Below are 15,732 nucleotides of genomic sequence, written 5' to 3'. Positions count from 1 at the left end.
GTTTTTTATTATTTGTTCCATATAAGCCCCCTTACATGGAACACTCGAAGTTGAGAGAATGCTTCCGTTTGCTCAGATTGAGGGTAAGGTGGTTCGGGAAATCACTCGCTATATGTAGAAGACACGGAAGCATGCTGTATAAAGTACCAGAATTATGGATATCCCCACCACAAGCGATTTTTGTGGCCGTTCCACTACTTCTGGCAAGGGGTGTCTGGGGAACGGCGAGACTCCTACGGGAGAAAGAGGTCGACGAGACCCCGGAGCGAACGAAGTGAGTGAGGAGGCTCGACAGCTCGCCCGTGGAAAGCGAGTCGTTCCCCAGACACCCCTAGCCTCAACATCATAACGGCCCAGTCTCACTAACATACCTCAGCTTCGAGTCCTCATAATTACTGCCCTATTTTGAATAAACTTGGTTAATAACAACCTTAAACTTTAACAAAGCCTTTCTCAGCAGAAGAGAAATCAACAGAAGTGTATGAAAAGGAGACTTGTTCATTTTCAGAATTCGGGTTAAAATGGGACTAGTATCGGGGACGAAGGAGGTCAATACTATGGCATCTAAAACTACACAAAAGAAACAATCAGAAGCAACACAACAACGTAAACCATCAAAGCGTGAAAAGCGTCAAAAATTTGTTGTGTACCTAATGATTGTAACGATGTTATTAACATCACTACTTGCTGGAGCGGGTATGTTCTTATAATGAATAGATCGACAAAAAGCATTTGGCTATTGAAGCCAAATGCTTTTCTTTTTCTTCTTATGCTTTTATATGGCGGATCGCTTCTGCGACTTCTGTAGTAGGAGGCATACAAGAAAAGTTTTCGCAGATATAGGCAGTCGAACGATTATGAATTTTTTTATAATCTGCTGTGAAAGGTGCAAGGCTTGCAAGTCTTTCTACAGAATTACCAACGAGATAAGTCAATTCAGGGTGGAAATCTTCTTGAAGAGAACGCAGTAGTTCATCCATTCCGTCATCCCCTTCACTTTTAAGGACCACAACTTCTTTAGCGCTACTTTGCATAAGCAAATACGTCTGCAAAAAGTACGCATGCCCATCTGAATACTTCACTAAGTCATCTGTGAAAGAAGCAATTGTATGATTTGCAACTTCTTCTTTACTAACATCGCCAGTTAATCTTGCTAGTCGCAAAAGTTGTAAGGAAGCTACACTATTCCCAGAAGGCACCGCTCCATCCGCAGCTTCTTTAGGACGGGTTATAAGCTGTTCATGATCGGTACCATATAGATAGAAACCTCCCTGATCTCCATCTAAAAATAAAGCCATCATTTGCTCGCTAAGTATATTCGCCTTTTGTAAATAGTCAAGGTTAAAACTTGCTTCATACATTTCGATATAACCCCATAATAAATACGCATAATCATCAATGAGCCCTAAATGTTTCACTTCACCATCTCGATACCGTACCATAAGGCGGCCATCTACAAATAGGTGCCGTTCTATAAAAAGAAGGGATTGTTCCGCTTCTTCAAAATAGGTTTTGTTTCCAAACACTCTAGAAGCTTTTGCAAGAGCTGTAATCATCATTCCATTCCATGAGGTGATAATCTTATCATCTTTAAATGGACGAACCCTCTCCTCTCTTGCCTTAAATAACTTCTCCCTCCCTACTTTAAGGGACTCTCTAAGGCTGTACTCTTTTAAGCCATTTCGTAATGCATAGGATTTGAGGTCAGATTGAAGCAAATTCGGAATACTTTTCCCTTCAAAGTTCCCTTGGTCCTTAATGTCATATACGTCACAAAACAAATCGCCTAGAGGTTGTCCAAGAACTTCTATTATTTCATCAGGTGACCAAACGTAAAACTTTCCTTCTACACCTTCTGAATCCGCATCTTCAGCAGAGTAAAATCCTCCTTCTGAGTGTTTTAATTCACGAAGAACATATGAAATAACCTCTTCTGCCACTTCCTTAAACCGTTCTTCCTTAGTTACTTGATAGGCTTCCGTATAAGCAATCGCAAGGAGAGCTTGATCATACAGCATTTTCTCAAAATGCGGTACCAAAAATTTCTCATCAACACTATAACGGGCAAATCCGTATCCGATATGGTCATAAATCCCTCCCGCCGCCAGTCCGTCTAAGGTTTTTTGGACCATGTTAAGAGCCTCTTCTTCTCCAGAATAACGATAGTAACGCAACAAATACATTAACGTGTGTGGTCTTGGAAATTTTGGAGCCCCGCCAAAACCTCCATATGTTTCATCAAAGCTTTTTTGGAATGAATCATAAGTTTGTTGAAGAACATCTTTTGTTAAATCTGTGGAATTCGTCATCTTAAATGCCTGATTTAAAGCATTCTGTACATTTTTCTCTATGTTCTTCACTTTGTCAGGTTGCTCTTTAAAGTTGTGATAGAGTTGCAAGATTACGTCGCGAAAGCCTGGCATTCCGTACCTGCTTTCTTTTGGAAAATATGTACCTGAATAAAAGGGGATCTGATCAGGGGTGAGAAACACGTTAAGAGGCCATCCTCCCATTCCATTCATCATATGACAAACAGTCATGTAGATTGAATCAAGATCTGGTCGCTCTTCGCGGTCCACTTTTATCGATACAAACCGCTCGTTTAAAAGCGTCGCTATCTTCTCATCTTCAAAGGATTCTCGTTCCATTACGTGACACCAATGACACGTTGAATATCCAATGCTAAGAAAGATAGGCTTCCCTTCTTCTCTTGATTTCTGAAAGGCTTCTTCTCCCCATGGATACCAATCAACGGGGTTGTATGCGTGCTGAAGCAAATATGGGGATTTCTCATGAATTAACCGATTAGGATTATTATGTAGAGACTCATTTGGATCCATTATTTTCTTTCACCTCATTATTTTGGTTTATGCATGCCACTATAACACATCTTAAAGGATATAAAGGTAGAATTTGTTGAGATTTGGATTGTTATTCCCCTCATAAAGCACCTTTTTCTTGAAACACTAAGTAAGGAGTACCATGCTTAAAGAGAGGATGTTTCGATGAAGAACAATCAATGGTGGTCCATGTTTAATACAAGAAAAAGGCCCATGTGGATGGGACTGTTTGGTAAGCGTAAGAGAAGTCGCGGCCCAATGGTTATGTCAGTTTTAGGTGTAATGGCTACAATGGTTAGCGCTGCCTTTTACGGCATTGCCCGCGGTCGCCAAGATGAAGACACGAATCAGAATGAACCGATGAGTAAATATGCCGGTAAAATTCAGGAGTATATGAAGCGTGCAGACTCCCGACCAACAGGAGCTGCCTTTGCTGAATTTGCCGATGAGATTATGCCAGAAGCTAAAGAAAAACAAGAGGAAGAAAAATAAAAATGCGGACGGCTATGAAGAGCCGTCCGACATTCCCCTTAAGAAAGCCTATAATTAGCTATATCAGTCTTTTCTTCATCACAAGATCGGTCGTTTCATATCCCATTTTCTTATACAGCCCAAGGGCTGTTTTATTATGAGCGAAGACATGAAGTCCAATTTGACTAATCTCCATTGATTCAGCATACACCTCAAGTGCTTTCATAGCTGCCTTACCATACCCTTTTCCTTGCTCTGCTTCATGTAGCTTTATATCATAAATAAAAATATGGGTTTCTTCAAGACGATGTTGATGATGAAGCCAGATCATGCCCACCTCATTTCTCTCTTCATTTACAATCGTAAACAACTCATGCTCCTTCGTATCAAGACCATTAGGTAAAAGGCTCTCGAACTGCTCTTGTGCATTAATAAGGGCTTCTGACTCTGTCCAATTCCCGGCTATAACATGTTCCATTGCGTATTCATGTATTGATTCTAAATAATAATCCTCGAACGTTTCTTGTTTCATCGGTATAAAACGTACTTTCATATGATCCCCCTTTCAGCTCACCTCTGTTTACCATATGTGTGTTACTGCTAATCGTATACTCGAGTATGAAGAATAGGCAAGCAGGAAGATTGTTACTCACTAAAATGAGTTCTCTGACTAGCATCTACCTTTACGAGGTTTTCACGAATCATTGCTATTGAGATGATAAGGGAAACTAGGCTTAAAATAAAGAACCCCACTGCATACGATGGAATTCTTTCTGCTGGAAGTAGATCAGTAATCTCGATAAGAAAAAAATATATACCAATTCCATTCCCATCCACTTGTGTTCCAAGAGCCCACAATTTCAAACCCTTACTTAACGAAAGTAATGCAAGTAAAACTAAAATAGCTACTCCTGTCCAACGTCGAAGAAAATCCATACATCTCTCCCTCCTTACTCACTTCTACTACAAATTCAGAATAAATCCTTCTAGAGAGAGACACTTCATCCATTAAATGACAAAACATGTCATAAAAACATATTTTTCGACAAGTAGATGCCATTTACATCACATGGGTTAGATTCCACGTTTTAGACTTTCATCTCTTTTATCTTTAAGAGATTTGATAGAAAACCTATTTTTATTTAATATTCTCCCACCCTCTCTCATAAAGATAGAGTGAGGGAGGGGTCAAGTTTGCAACGAATATCAAAAGCTTCTATACAATCGAAGGTAACCTTCATAAGCCGATATCTAGTAATCTATGGATTACTATTTATCATGATCGCAATTATGACGGCTACCTCTTATAGCAAAACATTCTTATCATCTCAAACAATTGAAAATGCCTTAAAGTCATTTCAAAGCACGGAAGTATTATTAGCTGTAATGGGGAGAGAGATGCCCCCTCTTTTACAAGAATATGAAGAAGAGGTACCAGATTTATCTACTTCAAAATTTGTAGTCGATGCTTTAACCGATATTCGTCTTGGGGATGCGCGCAGTCTACTCGGACGCGAAATCCCCGGATTAGATGCATACCACACAGAAATCTTAATAGCTGGAGAAGGAACAGATTACACTACACTTCCGTACGAATCTCCACCTCCTGATGACTTCTTTTCAAGCGCTGAGGATAAAAAGGACACACCACCTGAAGAAGATACAGTACCAGAAGAAGCTTCTGTATTGATTTACCATACCCATACGTGGGAAGCGTTCTTGCCTAATTTAAGCGGTGCAACAAAACCTAATGAAGCAGTCAGTCACGATGAGACGAAGAATATTGTCAATGTAGGTGCCATGTTGAAAGAGGAGTTATTAAAATACAATATTCAATCTCAACATGTAAAAGATAACGTTGCAACCGAGTTAAAAGAAAGGAACTGGTCATATCCTGATTCTTATAAAGCCTCAAGAGAAATTGCCACAGAAGCCCTAGCGAAAAATGATAAAGTAGAATATATCTTTGACCTTCATCGTGATTCCGTTGATAAAAAGATCACGACAACAACCATAAACGGACAACCTTACGCCCGTCTCTTCTTCATCGTGGGTAAGGAGAACAAATTCTATGAAGAAAACCTTCGTTTCGTAACCGAATTAAACAAAAAACTAAATCAAGAATACCCAGGCATTAGCCGAGGCGTATTCCAGAAGAGCAAAGCTCAAGGAAATGGACTCTATAATCAAGACTTATCTGAGAAAGCGTTGCTAATTGAAATCGGTGGCTATGCCAACAATAATGAAGAAATCAAGAAAACCGTAGAGGCTTTTGCCAAAGTGTTTAGTGAAATGTATAAAGGCGATATGGAAGTAAATGCTCAATAAACCTTGGCTTTTATGGTTTTTATGGGCAGTCTTATCTACTCTCATCTCCTTCTTTTTCTTTCACTGGATGATAACACTTGGATGCTTTGTTTCAGGACTAACATTATCAGTGATTAAGTTGTTTCAGGAGTTTCAGGTGAAGAACTGAGCTTTTTAGCTCAGTTCTTTTTTGAGTTAGGAGGCTTAGGTCGATTGTTCAAATACCTTGGACATCTCAATCATCTCCGCATAGAAAAAGCACCTTTCTTAGAAAAGGTGCTTTTAAATTAATGACTTATATCCTCTTTGTCCTTAACCTCAACACTCATAACAATAGCGTAATCTTCCTCTTTGATCACTTCTGGAAGTTTAGTAGGATCTCCAATCCCACCACTACTTATGGAATTACCTCCAGATGCTACCCAATACGCGACATACGTTTCTTCCCCTTTTACTAGCGTGTGTTTCTCTGATAGTCCGGCATAAGTAGACATCCCGAGATCCTCAGGAATAGTTGCCTTACTACCTCCCAGTCCATTTGCATTCCCCATATAAAGGTGAGCTAAATCATCATCTGTTAGCATGGCAAACGATAAAAGGTCTTCTTCATATGTCGTTTCTAATGCACCATACATTTTACTGCCGCCTTTTAAGTATTCACCATCTTTATAATAGGTGAATTTCGTAACTAGGTCCTCCCCTTCTCCTAAACTGCCATTCATTTCAAAGTATTCTGTATGGGTAATTCCTGTTGCCGATACAAGTTCTTTCTCCCGCTCTGTTAATTCAATCGGTGTAATGGTTAAAGATTCATTTCCTTTCTCCTCTTCTGCACAAGCAGCAAGTATAACTAAAAGGAAAAGAAAAACAATCATTCGTTTCATTTCGTCACTCCTTTATTTAGAGTAATATGTATAGCGTTACAGATAAAAAGGAACTACCCTTATTTTAAGTAAGCAACTAACCTTACAATTTAACCATCCATTATCGTACCACAATTAACCAAAAACGGTATCGCCCAAAGAGGATTCTTTCCAATTTTCTAGAAATGGTAGATAACAACTTTAAAGGAGCGATGAAATGAAAACGACTAAAAGCCCCATCCATAACAGTGTAAACACCATGTTTGTGCCCGTAAGTGACTTACAAACTTCCGCTAAATGGTACTCTGATCTACTAGGTCAGGAGTTTAACCCTTCTGAAGTAGAGGAACCAGTCTACAATATGAAAATTGATCACTACACTGGCGTCCTACTCGATTCCGGACCTCCCGACGAGAAACAAAAAGTAACCCCCTCAGCTCATCCTCTATTTAACTTCCATACGGATGATATTGATGCTTCGTACCAATATATAAAGGAATTAGAATATAGCATTACCTCTAACATCACACGTTTTGAAGACCTTTCTTTCTTTACAATTAAAGACCCCGATGGCAATATTATTATGATCTGTACAGGCTAGTATTCAAAAGCGAAAGTGCCCGTTTAGCAACGTATAGGCTGGGCTGAACCAAAGTAGAGATCAAGGAAACACGATGAGCCTATGCGAATCGATGTTGACTGATCGACCGGAGGTGAGGGAAGTCTACTAGTTGCTGGGCACTGGAGCTAGACGATCAAAAGCGAAAGTGCCCGTTTAGCAACGTATAGGCTGGACTGAACCAAAGTAGAGATCAAGGAAACACGATGAGCCTATGCGAATCGATGTTGACTGATCGACCTGGTCACACAAAAAGGCTTGAGGACAACAATCCTCAAGCCTTTAACTTTAATTCTTTTACACGTTGCCGCAAATCCTCCGGCCACCAAGCTCCACAATCCTCAGACACAACACAAGCCGCGCACGCCTCCAAGTCATACACCATCATGTCTTTTATTGGAGGAGCGTATAGATGTAAAGTGATTAACCCGCTCTTCTTATCATCTTTCATTGTATGAACCCCTTTTACAGGAGCGAATAGAAACTCCCCCTTCTCTTTGTGTTCGTCAAATAAGGCACGGGGAATTCGTCCGTCTTCTACCTCAAAAATCGTATGCTTAGTCGTACCGTTCAGTACATGTATCCACCCATACGAGTTGCCGTGGTCATGAGGGGCGCATACAAGGTTTGACCAGTTCATCACGAGCAGTTCCACCTCTTCGTTATGAAACAATACCTTTCTGTAATAAGGCTTCCCCCCGGGGTCCATAAGTTGTTCTTTTACATCTTCCACTTTTGTATTAAGCTTGCTGAGAGCTTGCCTTAATTCTTCTTTTGAGGGTGATTTTAGCCTTCCAAGTACATTTTCTAATCGATCTTTCCATTCCATATTAAGTCCTCCTCTTTCTAAGTAATCCGATAAGATTCCACACCTGACCATTCACAAAAACGACACCAACGATAATAATGACGCCACCCACCACACTTTGGAAAAAGATTTTCTCATTGAGAAGCAGGACAGCTGCCAGCAATGTAGCCAGTGGTTCTAAATACATAAAAGCAGACGCTTGCGAGGCTTCCAGCACTTCATGTGCTTTGCCCCAATACCAATAGGCAATGCCTGAGACGAAGACCCCAAGAAAAATAAGGTGCCCCCACTCTGTGGCAGACAAAGTCGGTAAACTCTTCCACCCTTGATTCTTCAAAAGAATGGGTAATGTGAGAAAGAAAGACAATGCACTCATATAGAAGGTAATGACAAGTGAAGGCAAAGGGATTGATAAACGCTTTAGTAAAATTCCATATATCGCCCAGTTAAATGTACTAAGAAGCATGAGGAGATATCCGATATCGATGGCAAATGCGACCCCCTGGCCACTTCTTGAGGTCGTAATCAAAATGACTCCGGCTATAGCTGCTCCTATACCAACAGCTCTAGAAAGGGTTACTTTCTCGTGTAGAAAAATCATGGATAAGAAAACAGTAAACACAGGAGAAAATGAAATCATCCATCCTGCATGAGAAGCATCAATCGTTAATAGCGCTGTTGCTTGAATGATTTGGTGAACGAATACCCCTAATATTCCGAGTACAATTAGAGATGGTATATATTTGAGAGATAATTTCATAGGATATCTCATAACAAGCAGCACACATAACAGGAAGATGGCCCCGATCCCGAATCGAATGACCAGTACCGTGTAAGGATCTAGTTTATCTAAAACAGCCTTTGTCGAGACAAAAGAAACGCCCCAAAACGTGATGGATAAAGTAGCATAGAAAGAGGCAGCAATTTTCGATGGCATAAACGACGCTCCCCACTTCGAAAGATCTTCTTTCTTTCATCCTATGCCTGTCCAAAGGGTTCATGAAAGAATCATTTGGAAATTTTTGTTGAGAAGATATTGTTGTTAACCTACAATAGTAATAGAATTGTCGGAAAATTAGGAGGATGACTGTGCTCTTTTACTATTGATCTTTGTGAAGTTCTCATCCAACATCCATCTATTTAAAGGAGGACTTACACATGGAATGGGTTAAAGAATTTTATAATAGGCAGTATGAACTGTTAACAGATAGTCCGTTGAATCACATACTACGGGATGACTTAGTTGATAAGATGGAGGAACTATTTGAAGGAAAGCCAACCAACCTTCTCGAATTAGGTGGAGGGACAGGACAGTTTGCTGTTGCTGCAGCGAAAAGAGGCTATGACGTAACCGTTATTGAACTTATTCCAAAAGCGGTTTTGAAGATAAAAGCCTTGGCTAGAGAGCATGAAGTTGAGGATAAGCTTCATATAATAGAAGGGGATTTCTATGAAGCAGAATTTAACAATCCTTTTGATTGTATTTGTTATTGGGATGGATTCGGGGTTGGCTCAGATGAGGACCAATCGAAACTTCTACATCTAATAGAAGGATGGTTAAGTTCAGGTAGTCTAGCTCTCATTGATTGCTACACACCTTGGTATTGGGCGTATACGGCCGGAATAGAGATGAGCTTAGATGACATTATGAGACAGTATGACTTTGACCCTTATCACTGTCGCATGATTGATACATGGTGGTCCGTTAACGACGAAAGCCAGGCCGTGACTCAGTCTCTTCGTTGTTATTCCCCAGCCGATCTTGAACTTTTACTTGCAGAAAGCAAACTTATATTAGATCACACTATACCAGGTGGAGCCATGGATTACGATAAAGGTGAATACAAGGAAAATGTACCCCTCCATCAGGCTATGTCGTATACAGCTCGGTTGAAGAAAAATACAGGATAACTCAAAAAGGAGTATGATTTGATTCATACTCCCTTTTCCTATGTATCAGCTCTTCTAATGTTATTGCTATTGTTCCATATAAGCCCTTTTATATGGACATTTGAAGTTGAGAGAATGCTTCCGTTTGCTCAAATTGAGAATAAGGTGGTTCGGGAAATCACTCGCTTTCCGCGGCGAGCTGGGAAGCCTCCTCGTTCGCTTTCGCTCTCTGTGGGGTCTTCCCTAGGCTCCCACTGCCGCAGGAGTCTCGCAATTTCCCGAACCACCTTTGCCATATATTGAAGGAACGGAAGCACGCTTCATAAGCGGTCGGATTGTTAGAGCCTCGCCATACTAGAGTTGCGGGGCCGTTCTACAACTTCTGATAAGGGGTGTCTGGGGAACGGGGAGACTCCTGCGGGAGAAAGAGGTTGACGAGATCCCGCAGGGCGGTTTTCCCGAGGAAGCTCGACAGCTCGCCCGCGGAAAGCGAGTCGTTCCCCAGACACCCCAAGCTCTCAACAAAATAACGGCCCCATTTACACTAACATGTCTCAGCTTCGAGTCTTCAGAAATCCTGTCCTATTCTTGAAGAAACAAATTATAAGAAATCACAATACTAAACTTATTGCTGTCTACTTGAAGCGCTTAGCCATGTAATATTCATCATGAAGGATTCCATCAATACACAGGGACCCTGATCTTGTCCCTTCTATCACAAAGCCGCTTTTCTTATAAAGACTTATAGCTGCAGTATTTACTGTAGCTACTGTAAGTTCAATTCTTATAAGTCCAACTTGAAATGCCCACTCGTCTATTTTTTGAAACAAGGATGTACCAATTCCCTTTCCTCGGTATTCTTTACGGAGGCCTACTACAAGATAGCCTGCATGATTGGTCCGTTTAGTGGTTCCACCAAATATGATCACATAACCTATTAGATTGCCGTTCTCTTCAACTACTAGTATGGTTGAATTTTCCTGATTCTTCATTCTTTCAATTTGTTTCCGGTGTCCTTCTACGGTAGTTTGTCTTTCGCCCTCTTCCATAAGCATGTACTGCGAATGACCTTCTACGCTTTCTATTAAACTTTTGAAACGATCAGCTTCTTCTGTATCAACCTCTCTTACTACCACCTAATCCCCCCTCTAAAGAATCATTATTCAATATCCTTAAGCCTTCCCTTTCTACTAGCTATTTCTATAAAAATCACTAAACTAAATGTAAAGGTGACTAGGATACCGGCTGCGATCCTACCAGAGACAATGTCTACAACACTAAGCACGAAAACCAAATTGGTCATAAATAAATAGAAGTAAATAAGCTTCTTTAACATATTCGCCTCCTTATTTCTCAACTCTCAAGAACACTCATCGGATTTCTGTATTGAAAGTGTATCACGATTATTCAGTAAATTTCATTTGACCTTATTAATAAAAAGTAGCTCAGCTAAAAGAAGAGATACCTCTTTACTAACTGAACTACTTTTATCATAAGTCTTTTATTTAGTGTCCGCCACCATGGCCTTCAAGATCACCAATAGCTTTAACTGTGGGAGGATGAGCTTTTGAATATTCATATTCAATATCATAGGTCTCTCCGACTTCAACAAGGTTCCAGGTCATTTTGTCTTTAAATTTTAATTCTTTCTCCATGCCTTCTACCTTGATTATGTACTTATGGGACTTTTCCATCTCTTTATCATGTTTTTCAATAACTTTAACATCATGTAGCGTCTCGTGATGGGCAATTTTCGTATTCAAGTAAAACGATAATCCCGTGATTACAATGATGCTGACAATAATAGTCGTGATTAATTTTTTCTTCACGGCGTTTCCTCCTTCTGCTTTCTCGTTTCTATTTAATCACAGAACAAGTCTGTTGACCATTTTTTATAAAAATTGATTTAAAGTTTCGTACACAAATGCCTGGTAAGGGGTTTCAGGTAATTGTTTGACCCCTTCGTAAGCTTCTTTTGCATACACCTTCCCCTTTTCCCACTTTCCTAGATCCTTAAGACAGAGAGCTTGATAGGCTTTCACTTGGTGAATCATGGAACGATCAAATGGATGCACCCATTCTGGAATAATTGTAAATTCATCCAACAACTCTAACGCTCCCTCTATATCACCCATATGATATAGAGCTTTCCCCTTTTCCATTACATAATACGAATTCACTGAACCTCCTGTTATGTCTTTAAAAGCCTCAATGTCTTGGATCGCTTCTTCGTATTCTCCCGTAGCTTCATTATGATAATGGGACCGCAATAATAGAACCGCTGCTTTTGCGTCTGTACTATCTACAAACTTGCTGTATAAATCAAGCTTTTCTAAAAAATACGATACTTCCTCATTATTTCGCATCATAATCGAATAAAGACAAGCAATTCTGTACAGTTCTTCAATTTGATAAAAGACCTTCGTTGTTCTTGAATACGATATCGCAGAGTGTAGAACTTCCTCCGCTTCTTTGTTCTGACCAATTGCAAAGAGTAAAGAAGCTTCATGAGTCTGGTATTTCAGAAAGGTTAACGTTTCAAGTTCCGCCCCATGGGATTGAATTAGCGCATGCTTTTCTCTTAATAAATGAAGGGATTCTTCATATTGTCCACATTTCAATTTACTCCATGATTGAAATAAAGTAATAGTAGCCGACTTTTCATAAAGGGCTAATGTCATATACTGATGATCGGCAAGATCTAAATAATTTTCCCAGTTTGTAGCACCTGTTTTATATAAGCTTTTACCGTAGAGTTCTAAGACTTTTGCTGACTCATAGCACAAGGGTAAGTGCTCAGTTTGAACGAGAGAAACACATTTTATAACTTCCACATCATTTCCTTCTCTAAAGTAAGTTTCAATAGTAGCTAGAAGCTCACGTATCTCTGTTATACTGACTTCCTCAAGTAACTCATTTACAGTTACATTTAGTTGCTCTGCAATGTAATGGAGACTTTCCATTGATGGCTTGGCTTTATCATTTTCAATTAAGCTAACCATCCCTTTAGTCATATGCTCACCAGCTAATCCTTGTAACGTTAACTTTTTCTTCTTTCTAAGCGTTTTAATACGTAGTCCTAAGGATCCCATACGATTAACCCCCTCAATATGTTTAATTATATTAAACTTCCCCCTTTATTGAAAGAACGTTCTATGTTACGATTTGTTTAATTTAATTAAACTTATTGTTTGGAGGAGCGATTCTATTGGACGTGAAAAAACGTGTAACCTATCATTTATGGACATTTGCATTCAGTAAGCTTCTATCATCTTTTGGAAGCAGCGTGTATGGGTTTGGAATTAGCTTGTATATCTTAACAGCAACAGGTTCAGCCATTGGATTTGCCGTCAATTTGGTTTGTCATACTCTCCCAAGAGCAATCCTAGCACCATTTGCCGGAACGCTTGCTGATCGACTATCAAAAAAGAAAATCGTCCTCTTCTCTCAAGGAGGGGCAACACTAATTGTCACAGGCTTACTAACCTTTACGTTTATTTCTGACCTCAATATTTATGCCATCTATACAGCCACGACATTCCTCTCTCTTTTTTCAACCTTTAATAGCGTCACTCTGACCTCAGCGATCACTCAACTATTTGATCAAGAAAGAATTCAAAAGGCCATCTCCTTACAACAAGCATCCATCTCTCTATCGACAATCGGAGGACCTGTTCTTGGAGGAGCCTTATTTGGCCTGGTTTCCATGCGAACATTCTTATTCATTTACATTTCATGCTATATCCTTTCAATCTTATTACAATCCACTATGAACTTCTCTCTTTACAGAAAAAACAATCAAACTAAATCTTCAACTTTAACCACCTCCCTTATACAAGGATTGCAATACGTAAAGAATAACCCATTACTCTTAAATTTATTTCTTGTGTCTTTACTTATAAATTTCTTCGCTGTAGCTCTGGCTATTGGTCTACCCTATATGGCGGTTGAGCGACTTGATATCCAACCTGGTCATTTCGGAATTATAGAAGGGACATTTGCGAGCGGTATGCTTCTAGCTTCACTATACTTTTCTATTCAAAAGACTTTTCTTAACCCTCTTCGATTAACAAGATGGGGAATAATTGTAGCAAGCTCTCTAATGGCTTTGACCACTTTACCAATGCTCATTTCGCTTAGTTATACAGCAAACGTGAGCTTTTATATTATAATGGGGCTTTTCTATGGTTTATCTATATCTTTTATTAACACCCCTCTTGGTTTACTATTGCAGAGGGTCATTGAAGAAGACGTAAAAGGACGAGTGTTTGGCATTATGGAAATGATGGCGCAGGGTTTATCTCCTATTGGGATGATGGCTTATGGATTTGCCTTAGATAGGTTTGGTGCTGTATGGAGCATTATTCCATCAAGTTTATGTATGATTGCTTTCACATTACTTCTTTTAAATGAAAAACAGGTCAGAACCCACCCTATCGAATCCTCTTCTGCAACTAAAGCATAAAAGGGCACCCGCTCCACCTTTTTCCATGCTATAATTAACCCAAGAAATGGGGGATTGTTTTGCAAAGCTTACCTACATTTATAGTAAGTGGAATAGGATTTTTCTTCCTTTACTATTTTGAGATTACTAACCTATGGCTTATTGCTCTCTTCGGGGTGCTCCTGGTAGTCTTTGCGATCTTCCCGACTCTTAACATCTTATTATGGGAGAAGGATATACCCAAAATCGAACGCTTTCTGTTAAAGAATAAAAAAAACCTTACCTTTTATACGGTATATGCCCTCGCCAATGGGCTAGACGAGGAAATTCAATCGACTACAAAAAAACTAGTCTCAAAATCAAAGCATCGTTCACGTCAAGCTCTTTACAAAATTGGCGAAGCCCTTCACTTTAAAGATCTAGAAGCTGCTAATGAAGAACTAAGTTATATTACAGCACCTGCTTATCGCGCGTATTATGAAGGTTTTATACGTCTCGAAGAGGGAGATCTGGCTCAAGCTAATCGTATAATTGATGAGACTCAGAACACGTGGATGAAAAATGCTCTAATGGCAGAACGTGAGAGGTTGGCAGGTCATTTAGATGAGGCAATCCTTTATGCGGAAGAGGCCAAAAAGAATTCGAAAGGACTTCAATACTATACGTTACATAAGACATTCGAACGAGAACTTGGCATCTAATACATAAAACATATCTTATTAGCCTTTATCTGAAACTTCCCCCTCCCACGTTCGTCTAACCTACTGAACCAACTTTACAAGGGGACCTATATCTAATGAAATCAAAAACTATATACAAAGGGGCTCTTTCAATAGGTTTGCTGCTTAGCGCTTGGGGAGTGACAGGAAATATTGTAAGTGATGCTTCAAAAAACCACTCACAACTCGAGATTCAAGAACAAACCGAAAACACCCTCTCTACTTCTCTGAATGAATTTCAATACCATAACCAGATCAAACAAACGAAAGATCTTCAATATCTTTATACTCATACATTAGCAGATCTTCAAGAGGAGATGTTTGGGGATGAAAACGGTATAAACGAATACGGAATTACATACCTCGATCGAGAACAACAAAAAATTGTAATTGGACTCATTGAACAAGAGGATCATGGCCAAGAATTTAAAAAGAAAGTGTTAGAAACCATTCCTAATGAGAATGTTCAATGGAAAACCGTTAATTATTCTATGAATACACTTATGAGCAAAGTACCTATGGTGTACGAAGAAACAGATGCACTAATTGAAGACAAAGAAAACAATTACCAAATACGCTATGATATGGAAAATAATCGTTTAGAACTCCTCATCGATTACATCACTTCAGAACAGAGAAAAACGCTCATTCAAAAGTTCGGCAGTATGCTTTCCATTCACGTAAACAAGATGTAAAAACTACTAGTCTGCTACATCATTATTTTTGTTCAGAGGCTACACACGACCATGCAAACTTAGACTCTTACCCACT

18 protein-coding genes are annotated in these 15,732 nt (G+C 39.5%); 8 read left to right on the top strand and 10 right to left on the bottom strand.

All coding sequences use genetic code 11. The annotated features are described in order from the left end of the window. The first annotated feature begins 557 nt into the window (after window positions 1-557). Window positions 558-710: a stressosome-associated protein Prli42 gene (prli42, locus tag IEW76_RS15580; RefSeq protein ID WP_188655359.1), complete on the top strand. Its 153-nt coding sequence runs from the start codon at window positions 558-560 to the stop codon at window positions 708-710. Window positions 711-767: 57 nt separating this feature from the next. Here the strand turns inward: prli42 and IEW76_RS15575 are convergent, their stop codons facing one another. Then, entirely contained in the window at window positions 768-2,840 is a 2,073-nt protein-coding gene (locus IEW76_RS15575) for a thioredoxin domain-containing protein (protein WP_188655358.1), read from the bottom strand. A gap of 165 nt (window positions 2,841-3,005) precedes the next feature. On the opposite strand from IEW76_RS15575, the gene IEW76_RS15570 reads away from it, so the two are divergent. Further along, window positions 3,006-3,332, top strand: a complete 327-nt coding sequence (locus IEW76_RS15570) for a hypothetical protein (RefSeq protein ID WP_188655357.1) — start codon at window positions 3,006-3,008, stop codon at window positions 3,330-3,332. A 58-nt stretch (window positions 3,333-3,390) separates the two neighbouring features. On the opposite strand, the gene IEW76_RS15565 is transcribed toward IEW76_RS15570, so the two are convergent. Further along, on the bottom strand, window positions 3,391-3,864 hold the full coding sequence (locus IEW76_RS15565; protein WP_229721265.1) for a GNAT family N-acetyltransferase: 474 nt from the start codon (window positions 3,862-3,864) through the stop codon (window positions 3,391-3,393). Between the two features lie 92 nt (window positions 3,865-3,956). Next, window positions 3,957-4,247: a hypothetical protein gene (locus IEW76_RS15560; RefSeq protein ID WP_188655356.1), complete on the bottom strand. Its 291-nt coding sequence runs from the start codon at window positions 4,245-4,247 to the stop codon at window positions 3,957-3,959. A gap of 258 nt (window positions 4,248-4,505) precedes the next feature. Between IEW76_RS15560 and spoIIP the strand changes: the two genes are divergently transcribed. After that, window positions 4,506-5,639, top strand: a complete 1,134-nt coding sequence (gene spoIIP / locus IEW76_RS15555; protein ID WP_188655355.1) for a stage II sporulation protein P — start codon at window positions 4,506-4,508, stop codon at window positions 5,637-5,639. 266 nt (window positions 5,640-5,905) lie between these two features. On the opposite strand, the gene IEW76_RS15550 is transcribed toward spoIIP, so the two are convergent. Then, on the bottom strand, window positions 5,906-6,502 hold the full coding sequence (locus IEW76_RS15550; RefSeq protein ID WP_188655354.1) for a membrane lipoprotein lipid attachment site-containing protein: 597 nt from the start codon (window positions 6,500-6,502) through the stop codon (window positions 5,906-5,908). A gap of 196 nt (window positions 6,503-6,698) precedes the next feature. Here IEW76_RS15550 and IEW76_RS15545 point away from each other — a divergent pair, with 196 nt between their 5' ends. Then, entirely contained in the window at window positions 6,699-7,082 is a 384-nt protein-coding gene (locus IEW76_RS15545; protein WP_188655353.1) for a VOC family protein, read from the top strand. Between the two features lie 292 nt (window positions 7,083-7,374). Here IEW76_RS15545 and IEW76_RS15540 read toward each other — a convergent pair whose 3' ends face one another. After that, window positions 7,375-7,929, bottom strand: a complete 555-nt coding sequence (locus tag IEW76_RS15540; RefSeq protein ID WP_188655352.1) for a cysteine dioxygenase — start codon at window positions 7,927-7,929, stop codon at window positions 7,375-7,377. 1 nt (window position 7,930) lies between these two features. Next, window positions 7,931-8,845: a DMT family transporter gene (locus IEW76_RS15535; protein ID WP_188655351.1), complete on the bottom strand. Its 915-nt coding sequence runs from the start codon at window positions 8,843-8,845 to the stop codon at window positions 7,931-7,933. 221 nt (window positions 8,846-9,066) lie between these two features. On the opposite strand from IEW76_RS15535, the gene IEW76_RS15530 reads away from it, so the two are divergent. Continuing rightward, on the top strand, window positions 9,067-9,819 hold the full coding sequence (locus IEW76_RS15530) for a class I SAM-dependent methyltransferase (RefSeq protein WP_188655350.1): 753 nt from the start codon (window positions 9,067-9,069) through the stop codon (window positions 9,817-9,819). A gap of 614 nt (window positions 9,820-10,433) precedes the next feature. Here IEW76_RS15530 and IEW76_RS15525 read toward each other — a convergent pair. The 4 genes from IEW76_RS15525 to IEW76_RS15510 form a co-directional block, all read right to left on the bottom strand. Further along, complete coding sequence (locus IEW76_RS15525) at window positions 10,434-10,934, bottom strand: GNAT family N-acetyltransferase (protein ID WP_188655349.1); 501 nt, start codon at window positions 10,932-10,934, stop codon at window positions 10,434-10,436. A gap of 23 nt (window positions 10,935-10,957) precedes the next feature. Beyond that, window positions 10,958-11,134, bottom strand: a complete 177-nt coding sequence (locus IEW76_RS15520; RefSeq protein ID WP_188655348.1) for a hypothetical protein — start codon at window positions 11,132-11,134, stop codon at window positions 10,958-10,960. Between the two features lie 169 nt (window positions 11,135-11,303). Then, entirely contained in the window at window positions 11,304-11,627 is a 324-nt protein-coding gene (locus IEW76_RS15515; protein ID WP_188655347.1) for a hypothetical protein, read from the bottom strand. Window positions 11,628-11,690: 63 nt separating this feature from the next. Continuing rightward, window positions 11,691-12,890 carry a helix-turn-helix domain-containing protein gene (locus tag IEW76_RS15510; protein ID WP_188655346.1) on the bottom strand — a complete coding sequence of 400 codons (1,200 nt, stop codon included), beginning with the start codon at window positions 12,888-12,890 and terminating at the stop codon, window positions 11,691-11,693. A gap of 122 nt (window positions 12,891-13,012) precedes the next feature. On the opposite strand from IEW76_RS15510, the gene IEW76_RS15505 reads away from it, so the two are divergent. From IEW76_RS15505 to IEW76_RS15495, 3 genes are all read left to right on the top strand, one after another. Beyond that, window positions 13,013-14,263: an MFS transporter gene (locus IEW76_RS15505; protein ID WP_229721269.1), complete on the top strand. Its 1,251-nt coding sequence runs from the start codon at window positions 13,013-13,015 to the stop codon at window positions 14,261-14,263. Between the two features lie 59 nt (window positions 14,264-14,322). Continuing rightward, complete coding sequence (locus IEW76_RS15500) at window positions 14,323-14,943, top strand: hypothetical protein (protein ID WP_188655344.1); 621 nt, start codon at window positions 14,323-14,325, stop codon at window positions 14,941-14,943. Window positions 14,944-15,038: 95 nt separating this feature from the next. Continuing rightward, entirely contained in the window at window positions 15,039-15,656 is a 618-nt protein-coding gene (locus IEW76_RS15495; protein WP_188655343.1) for a hypothetical protein, read from the top strand. The last annotated feature ends 76 nt before the right edge of the window (window positions 15,657-15,732 follow it).

The sequence above is a fragment of the Pontibacillus salipaludis genome, assembly GCF_014642405.1.
GTDB lineage: Bacteria > Bacillota > Bacilli > Bacillales > BH030062 > Pontibacillus > Pontibacillus salipaludis.
Note: the sequence above shows the minus strand (reverse complement) of the source record. Positions and strands in the feature narration are given on the sequence as shown.

What these genes read in the sequence shown, in the direction of transcription:
- IEW76_RS15540 (WP_188655352.1), bottom strand. Translation starts at nt 7,929, where the DNA reads ATGGAATGGAAAGATCGATTAGAAAATGTACTTGGAAGGCTAAAATCA.
- IEW76_RS15545 (WP_188655353.1), top strand. Translation starts at nt 6,699, where the DNA reads ATGAAAACGACTAAAAGCCCCATCCATAACAGTGTAAACACCATGTTT.
- IEW76_RS15510 (WP_188655346.1), bottom strand. Translation starts at nt 12,890, where the DNA reads ATGGGATCCTTAGGACTACGTATTAAAACGCTTAGAAAGAAGAAAAAG.
- prli42 (WP_188655359.1), top strand. Translation starts at nt 558, where the DNA reads ATGGCATCTAAAACTACACAAAAGAAACAATCAGAAGCAACACAACAA.
- IEW76_RS15495 (WP_188655343.1), top strand. Translation starts at nt 15,039, where the DNA reads ATGAAATCAAAAACTATATACAAAGGGGCTCTTTCAATAGGTTTGCTG.
- IEW76_RS15570 (WP_188655357.1), top strand. Translation starts at nt 3,006, where the DNA reads ATGAAGAACAATCAATGGTGGTCCATGTTTAATACAAGAAAAAGGCCC.
- IEW76_RS15550 (WP_188655354.1), bottom strand. Translation starts at nt 6,502, where the DNA reads ATGAAACGAATGATTGTTTTTCTTTTCCTTTTAGTTATACTTGCTGCT.
- IEW76_RS15520 (WP_188655348.1), bottom strand. Translation starts at nt 11,134, where the DNA reads ATGTTAAAGAAGCTTATTTACTTCTATTTATTTATGACCAATTTGGTT.
- IEW76_RS15535 (WP_188655351.1), bottom strand. Translation starts at nt 8,845, where the DNA reads ATGCCATCGAAAATTGCTGCCTCTTTCTATGCTACTTTATCCATCACG.
- IEW76_RS15560 (WP_188655356.1), bottom strand. Translation starts at nt 4,247, where the DNA reads ATGGATTTTCTTCGACGTTGGACAGGAGTAGCTATTTTAGTTTTACTT.
- IEW76_RS15565 (WP_229721265.1), bottom strand. Translation starts at nt 3,864, where the DNA reads ATGAAAGTACGTTTTATACCGATGAAACAAGAAACGTTCGAGGATTAT.
- IEW76_RS15575 (WP_188655358.1), bottom strand. Translation starts at nt 2,840, where the DNA reads ATGGATCCAAATGAGTCTCTACATAATAATCCTAATCGGTTAATTCAT.
- IEW76_RS15530 (WP_188655350.1), top strand. Translation starts at nt 9,067, where the DNA reads ATGGAATGGGTTAAAGAATTTTATAATAGGCAGTATGAACTGTTAACA.